The 5,778-nt window shown below is 44.1% G+C and carries 3 protein-coding genes and 2 pseudogenes; 3 read left to right on the forward strand and 2 right to left on the reverse strand.

The window, feature by feature from the left end; genetic code table 11:
- Positions 1 to 383 (reverse strand): annotated as a pseudogene (locus tag H579_RS28750) (transposase family protein); the annotation flags it as partial.
- Between the two features lie 440 nt (positions 384 to 823).
- Here H579_RS28750 and H579_RS29925 point away from each other — a divergent pair.
- On the forward strand, positions 824 to 2,098 hold the full coding sequence (locus H579_RS29925; RefSeq protein WP_028301861.1) for a flagellin N-terminal helical domain-containing protein: 1,275 nt from the start codon (positions 824 to 826) through the stop codon (positions 2,096 to 2,098).
- A 434-nt stretch (positions 2,099 to 2,532) separates the two neighbouring features.
- On the opposite strand, the pseudogene H579_RS26430 reads toward H579_RS29925, so the two are convergent.
- Positions 2,533 to 3,922, reverse strand: a pseudogene (locus H579_RS26430) (IS1380 family transposase).
- 253 nt (positions 3,923 to 4,175) lie between these two features.
- Between H579_RS26430 and H579_RS0118230 the strand changes: the two are divergent.
- Both H579_RS0118230 and H579_RS26435 read left to right on the forward strand, forming a co-directional pair.
- A complete protein-coding gene (locus H579_RS0118230) occupies positions 4,176 to 4,505 on the forward strand; it encodes an ISAs1 family transposase (protein WP_157834654.1) in 330 nt (109 codons plus the stop codon).
- 308 nt (positions 4,506 to 4,813) lie between these two features.
- Positions 4,814 to 5,778, forward strand: a 965-nt coding sequence (locus H579_RS26435; RefSeq protein ID WP_051227867.1) for a flagellin N-terminal helical domain-containing protein, incomplete at its 3' end; no start/stop codon positions are given.

Below are 5,778 nucleotides of genomic sequence, written 5' to 3' on the forward strand. Positions count from 1 at the left end.
CATAAAGCGAGCGGCTGCCAGGACAGGCATCTCCCGTATCAGTGTCATCGCAGCTTGTTCAAACAGAAGGGTAAAGTCACTGCCTTTGCGAGCCCCGGGCACATTGATCCTTTTAACACATGATCTGGGCATCGGGTACGGGGCGTTCTGGCATGAAGAAAGCAATGATGTTGAAAGAAGTTCAAATGCCGCCAGGTGAGTTCTTTATAGTCATGAGCAGGGCATGCCTGACCGCATTCAGGGCAAGGGAACAAGCTACCTCGATTCGCCTCAACCGTCAGGTGTAACTGATGAGGTGAAAGGGATGTATCAAGATGTTGGTCAACCAATTTCCACGGGGCTTCTAAACCAAGGCCTAATGCCAGAATTTGATTGCCATCCATGATACTTCACCTCTGAAAAAGAGCTTATTCTGCTACAACTCTCAAACTGGAATCCACACCTAACGTCGAGGAGCCTCCATTTATTCTCAAGTTTTCCGGTTAGAGTGGCAAAGTAAATGTCTATCGCCGGTAGGTTGGCAAAAAATTGCCGCTAAAAAATAGCTTTTTTACTCTAAAGAATAACTATTGGTACTTATATGCAGTTTATATTCAAATAAACATCTGATTTATAAATACTTTTTATTATTGGCATGATTCATGTATTTTTTTGGGTAAGTGAAGGTGCAGGTGCATTTCCAGGGCAGAAAGATAGAAATGTCTGCTTGGTTGTGGAGTGCGGGCCAGTTATCTGTATGCCGCATCCAAGATGTTGCCTGAAAAATTTAGTCTGAGTTGCTAACAGGGTTGGCTACTCGGATAGGATAAAAAGGAAAGTAGTCATGGCATTATATGTAAATACTAACGTTGCAGCTCTGAATGGCCAAAAGAACCTGATGAATGTAACTCAAAGGATGAATAGCTCTTTTGAAAAACTGTCGTCAGGTAGTCGCATCAATAGTGCGAAAGATGATGCGGCAGGGTTACAGATTTCTGACCGACTAACCACTCAGATTATTGGTTTAGAACAAGGTACTCGTAACGCTAATGATGGTATTTCGATTGCGCAAATTGCTGAGGGTGCCCTAGCTGAAGTTACGAATAATGTTCAGCGCATGCGTCAGCTGGTTGTGCAGGGTGGTAACCGCACTTTATCTCCAGAAGATCGACAGGCTTTAGGGGATGAGTTTGGTAAGCTGCTAAGTGTGAATGACGATATTTCTGAAAGAACCGCTTTTGGTACTATGAATATCCTTAATTACAACTCCCCGAAATCAGGTTTTCTAATCCAGTCAGGGGCGCAAGCCGGTGAACAGGACACAGTGACGACTGGTAATGCTAAGCTATCTTCTTTGTTTGGTGATTTGCTTATTCGAGAAGGCGCCACGGGAGCGTTGAGTCAGCTGATTATTAGTGCTGGTGGTGCGTTGAGTACTACTGGTATTACGGAGTCTGCTTTGGTTGACATGGGGACTCTAGGTAAATTGATTGGTACTTATATGGTGCAAAATGGAGAGTCAATTGTTTCAAATGCTTTGGATGCAATGTTTATAGGGACTCAGAGTAGTGCTGATTTTGTTAATATAGGGGTTAGTGATCTGGCTGATAACAGTATGTTGCAGTTGGATGAAGATGTGCTAACCGCACTTTTGACGGCTGATGTAAATCCTACAGCAGGCTCAGCTGGGGATATTCACGTTATTCTCGCATTGAGTAATGCAGCAAATGACTTGTTTGGTTTGACTTCGGCAGATATGACAGGTGATAGCACAGCTACTTCTCCTGTTCCATTTGAAGGCTTTACTGATGCACAGCTGAATACCTTAAACGGATTCTCAACGGATACCATGTTGGATTTGATGTCTGGTTTGGTCACTGAGGTTGATGCCTTGCGTGCAAAAATGGGCGCAGAGCAGAATGGTTTGGCTTCCACAATTCGTTCGAATACGACTGCGGTAGTGAATGTGTCTGACTCACGCTCTCGCATTACTGATACTGATTTTGCTAAAGAGACTGCAGAACTTACCCGTAATCAGATTATTCAGCAGGCGTCAAACAGTATTTTGGCTCAGGCTAACCAGTTGCCACAGGCCGCGCTGTCACTACTGGGTGGTTAAAAGTGATATTAATCGCAGCCGCAATAGTGTGGTTGCGGTTGTCTTGTATCATTTGCGTGGGCTGCTTTCGGCGGCATTGAAGAAGGCCGGTTTTATCATTGGCTCACTGCTGTCCGGTTTAAAAAAACGGAAGGGGCTGGAGAGCTTAACCTCTGGGAATTACGGTAAAATAGCAGTTGTCGAGACAGCTTTTTACCAACCCAGAGGCCAGCGTGAAGCATACTAACCCGGATGTTTCATAAACAAGTGGTAGCCTGTCATTTTCAGGCTCCACTCTCACCTTGATCATCCGTCGCACTTTATAAGTGCTACATCCAGACTTTTTCCTGCTTTAGTAGCCCCTTTTTACACCTGTACCGGATATAAAGGCGAGCGTCTTCCTCAGAACACCTTTAATCTGATATCTATGGCTTACCCTTTCCTTTTGAACTGAGTTAACTCGGTTTAGGCCGTAGCGATGTATAAAAAAACTCTGTCACATCTCGTAAAAGCTCTTTAAACGGACTGCTGCTCGGAAGATGTAATTTGATCCTATCCTTATATTCAACCACTTTGACTGCAACCTTGCAGAGGGTCGCTATTACCCTTGATGGCTGAGCTTTCTCAAGGCTGGTACCTTTCAGTGTTTGAGTTCTGAAGTCGTGGTGTACAACATAAGCGGCACAAGCATAGAACAGTCTCAGATGATTCGCTTTAAAGCTTTGATCTGAGAGCCGATCACCTGATAAATCGTTTTTCAGGTGCTTGATGTAGTTCTCATCTTGCCCCCCTGGGGCAATAGAGTTCTTCATAAATGCTCTTAGCCGAGGCGGCTTTAATCGAGGTCACAACAAAGCGCGGATTATCACCGTCTTGATTCACCTCCGCTTTGTAAATAACCCGAGTACCCAGCCCAACCCAGCTTGCGGCTTGATAGTCCGCTTCTCCATACTGTTTAAAACTATAGGGGGCCGGGTCGCTATGAATCCGATTAAGCGCCAACTTTTGGCGGGCTTCCCTCAGTGCTTTTTCTGCTTTAGGCCTCAAGACCTTTTTATCTCCAGCACCTTTTCCAAATACAAAATCCGCATGAGGTTCATCCTGAATGACGCGCATCATCTCAGGCTGGGAAAAGTGACTATCACCTCGAACCAACAAATGTGTTTTTGGCCACTGTTGTCGAATCAATTGAATAACACGCTTGAGAATAGCCGCATTTTCTTTACCGGTTGGCGTCTTTCCTGGGCGTAAAATGGCGGTAATCAGCTTACCGGTAAGTCCCTCAAATATCAGCAGAGGTAAGTAGCAATAGTCATTATATTTTCCATGAAACAGGCTCATTTGCTGATGACCATACGTCGTTGCCGAAGTGTGATCCAGATCGATAATGATTGCAGCTGGAGGCTGTTTATAACTGCTGACAAAATGATCAACAAAGGCTTTGGCCATTCGGTAAATGTCTTTGTTAGAGATCGCCTGTCCCAGACGGGTAAAGGTTGGAACTGCTGCGAGATGCTGGTCCGAGTCCAAAGGGTTACGGCCAACAGCCATCTTAAAGATCGGGTCTTTACGAAGGTGGTTACTATCGTTGGCATCTTCATATCCACAAGCGACCTGAAGTGTTCTCTGAGTCAAAAGATCTTGTATGGAGTGATCGATATAGGATGGATGTCGCTTATCGTGGATAGCCTCTGCCATCCGGCGAATCAAATCACTCTGTAAAAGAGACTGGCGTAGCAGAAGCGCGCCAAAATCAGAGGAAAGTTCACCACCGTTGAAGTCAGCGCGAATAGTTTTACCGTTGGCAGGGTGAAAACGGAGCTGTTCTTGTGTACATTGAGGCATGGCAAGTTCCGGTTTGCTTTTTCCGAAGCATTTTTTGGTCGACCCAATCATATCAATGACTTGGGCGGAACTTGCCTTCTTTTATGAAATATCCGGGCTAAAGCAAGTCTCGTAAAATCAAAGAGTTTTCATGAAACGCTGGATAAAGGTCATGGTCGTATAGAAATACGGCGTTGTTGGGTCAGCACGGATATTCATTGGCTGGATCAGAAAGATAAATGGAAAGACCTGGCGATGATCGGAGTGGTTGAAAGTGAACGACACGAGGGAAAGAGAGAGTATTTCCAGGCGTTACTTTATCAGTAGTCTGACAACGGATGCTGAGCATTTTATGTCTGTAGTACGATCCCATTGGTCAGTTGAGAATAATATGCACTGGGTACTGGATATTGGCTTCAGAGAAGATGAAAATCGTGTCCGAAAGGATTATGGTCCAGAGAATTTAGCGATATTCCGTCAAATGGCGATTAATCTTTTAAAACAAGAAAAGAGTGTCAAACTGGGTGTTAAGAATCGAAGAACATTGGCAGCGGCGGATGATGACTATAGAGATCTTCTGCTTCAGGGAATATTAAAGGGCTAAAGCCAAATGCGATAGCCCTGGCCCTATCCCTGTATAAATCGCAATTTTTCTGATTTTTAAGTCTATTGACAGATTAAGTCCGACAAGCTGCTAGTGCTATTTTTTACGGAGAAAAATTCAAAATAAAGGTTAAAGTCGAAGTGAGTAGTGCCGATAACGTAACTATCACTGGAAAACAGAATTTATGTAAACCAGAGAAAGTCTTAAAGTTTTTCATTTTCTTGCCGATAAAATTGTCACAAGAAATTTAATTTGAAAAATCCTGGTATTATCTTGCTTGTCAGGATTTCAGAGTTGAGGTGAATATCATGGCTATGTATGTAAACACTAACGTTTCTTCCTTGAGCGGTCAGCGCAACCTGCAGAATGTAACTGATCGTATGAACAGTTCTTTTGAGAAACTGTCGTCTGGTAGCCGTATTAATAGCGCCAAAGATGATGCAGCAGGCTTACAGATTTCTGACCGTTTGAGTACTCAAATTACAGGTCTGAATCAAGCTAACCGTAATGCAAGTGATGCTCTGTCAATCGCTCAGATTGCTGAAGGCGCATTATCAGAGATTACTAACAATGTTCAACGTATGCGTCAGCTGGTTGTGCAAGGTGGTAACCGTACTCTATCATCTGATGATCGCGCTGCACTGGGTGATGAATTCAAGAAGCTCCTATCTACTAATGACTCTATTTCAGAAAGAACTTCATACGGTACAATCAAGCTGCTGAACTATGACTCACAGGAAGCTGGCTTTCAGGTTCAGTCCGGTGCTCAGGCAGGTGAGCAAGATACTGTTACTACCGGTAATGCTAAACTGACTTCTCTGTTCGGTGATATGCTGAACGCAGAAGGAGCAACCGGTGCTATGAGTCAGTTGATTCTGAGTACTGGTGGTCAGCAAAGTGTTGCCGGTATTGTTGAATCTGCACTAGCAGATATGGGGACCTTGGGTAAACTTGTTGGCGCCCATATGCTTCAGAACGGCGGTTCAATCGTTTCTGTTGCTCTGGATGCTTTATTTGTAGGTACTCAGACAAGTGCAGATTTTGAGAATCTGAACGTCAGTGACCTAGCAACACATAGCGCCTTGCAGTTAGATACGGATGTACTGACAAATTTACTAACTACAGATATGTCAGCGACAGCAGGCTCTGTAGGGGATATTGCTGTTATTCTGGCACTGAGTAATGCTGCTGCTGATCTGATTAATATCACTTCTGCTGATATGATTGGTAACAGTACAGCAGGTGCGTCCGTAGACTTCGAAGCTTTTACTGA

Origin of the sequence: Oceanospirillum beijerinckii DSM 7166, assembly GCF_000422425.1 — a bacterium.
Classification (GTDB): Bacteria; Pseudomonadota; Gammaproteobacteria; order Pseudomonadales; family Halomonadaceae; genus Oceanospirillum; species Oceanospirillum beijerinckii.

Excerpts from the sequence above, each read along its gene's own strand:
- H579_RS29925 (WP_028301861.1), top strand. The coding sequence starts at position 824 with ATGGCATTATATGTAAATACTAACGTTGCAGCTCTGAATGGCCAAAAG.